The sequence below is a fragment of the Rahnella sp. P4_A8 genome (assembly GCF_056402435.1).
On sequence record NZ_JBFUHK010000246.1, the window covers coordinates 1 to 1,258 of the forward strand.

Annotated in this window: 2 protein-coding genes; one reads left to right on the forward strand and one right to left on the reverse strand. The window is 44.8% G+C overall.

Annotation, left to right across the window (positions count from 1 at the left end; translation table 11 throughout):
• On the reverse strand, nt 1–170 hold a 170-nt coding region (locus AC1DUO_RS25125; RefSeq protein ID WP_477989403.1), incomplete at its 3' end, for a LacI family DNA-binding transcriptional regulator.
• 265 nt (nt 171–435) lie between these two features.
• Here AC1DUO_RS25125 and AC1DUO_RS25130 point away from each other — a divergent pair.
• The coding region (locus AC1DUO_RS25130) for an oligosaccharide MFS transporter (RefSeq protein ID WP_477989401.1) at nt 436–1,258 on the forward strand (823 nt) is incomplete at its 3' end.

Here is a 1,258-nt window from a genome sequence, read left to right on the forward strand (position 1 = left end):
ACACTGCGGATCTGTTTTGCAGACAAATCAGGTACGTAGTTCAGATGCAGAATCGCCTCCTGCACCCGTGTAAGCGTCTCAGGCTTCAGGAGTTCAGGGTTATTCAGTGCCCGCGAAACTGTCATTAACGATACATTGGCCATTTTGGCTACATCTTTTAAAGACGCCATAATCTTCCATTTTGCAAATACACGGCTAATCCTCGTTGCGTAAGCGAACACTTACAATAAAGATTATCCATAAAAATGAACCCATTATTCTAAGCATTAAGTCCGTTATTTTGGGAATTTGGAACAGAAACATGACACAGATCTCAAACGATAAATGTTAACGTTAACTTTTGTGATTAACATCTTATATCGTTTCAAAACTCAATGTGAGCAACATACGTTAACGTTACCATTACTGCATATGATCCGATATGAGATTGCTCAGATGAAAAAAAGGCCTTCCCGCAGCTATTTGCTGCTCAGTGCTCTGCTGTTCTTTTTCTTTGTTACCTGGTCTTCGTCCAGCTCACTTCTTTCTATCTGGCTCCATCAGGAAGTGGGATTAAAGGCATCGGAAACAGGCATTATCTTTTCCGTTTTATCGGTATCGGCCCTTTTCGCACAGGTCTTCTACGGCTTTATCCAGGATCGTCTTGGTTTACGCAAAAACCTCCTGTGGTTTATTACGGCACTGCTGATCCTCTCCGCCCCTGCCTATCTCTGTTTTAGCTATTTACTCAGGATCAATATCTTGCTGGGTAGCATTTTTGGTGGTCTGTTTATTGGTATGACGTTTAACGGCGGTATCGGCGTGCTGGAGTCATATACCGAGCGCGTTGCACGTCAGAGTAATTTTGAATTTGGACGAGCTCGCATGTGGGGCTCTCTGGGATGGGCCGTCGCCACGTTTTTCGCCGGGCTGCTGTTTAATATCAATCCTGACCTTAACTTTATAGTGGCGTCATGCTCTGGCTTGGTCTTCTTCTGCCTGCTGGCTCGATTAAAAGTCGCGGCACCGGCGAGCATGGAGAAACTTGAGATTGGGGTTAAAAAGGTCTCACTTGAAGATGCCTTGCGTCTGCTCATGTTACCGCGTTTCTGGGCTCTTATTTTCTTCGTGGTCGGAACCTGCATTTACGGCGTTTACGATCAGCAATTTCCGGTCTATTTTTCCTCGCAGTTTCCTACCTTACGGGAAGGAAATGCCATGTTTGGTTATTTAAATTCCTTTCAGGTTTTTCTAGAAGCGGCAGGGATGTTCTGTGCAC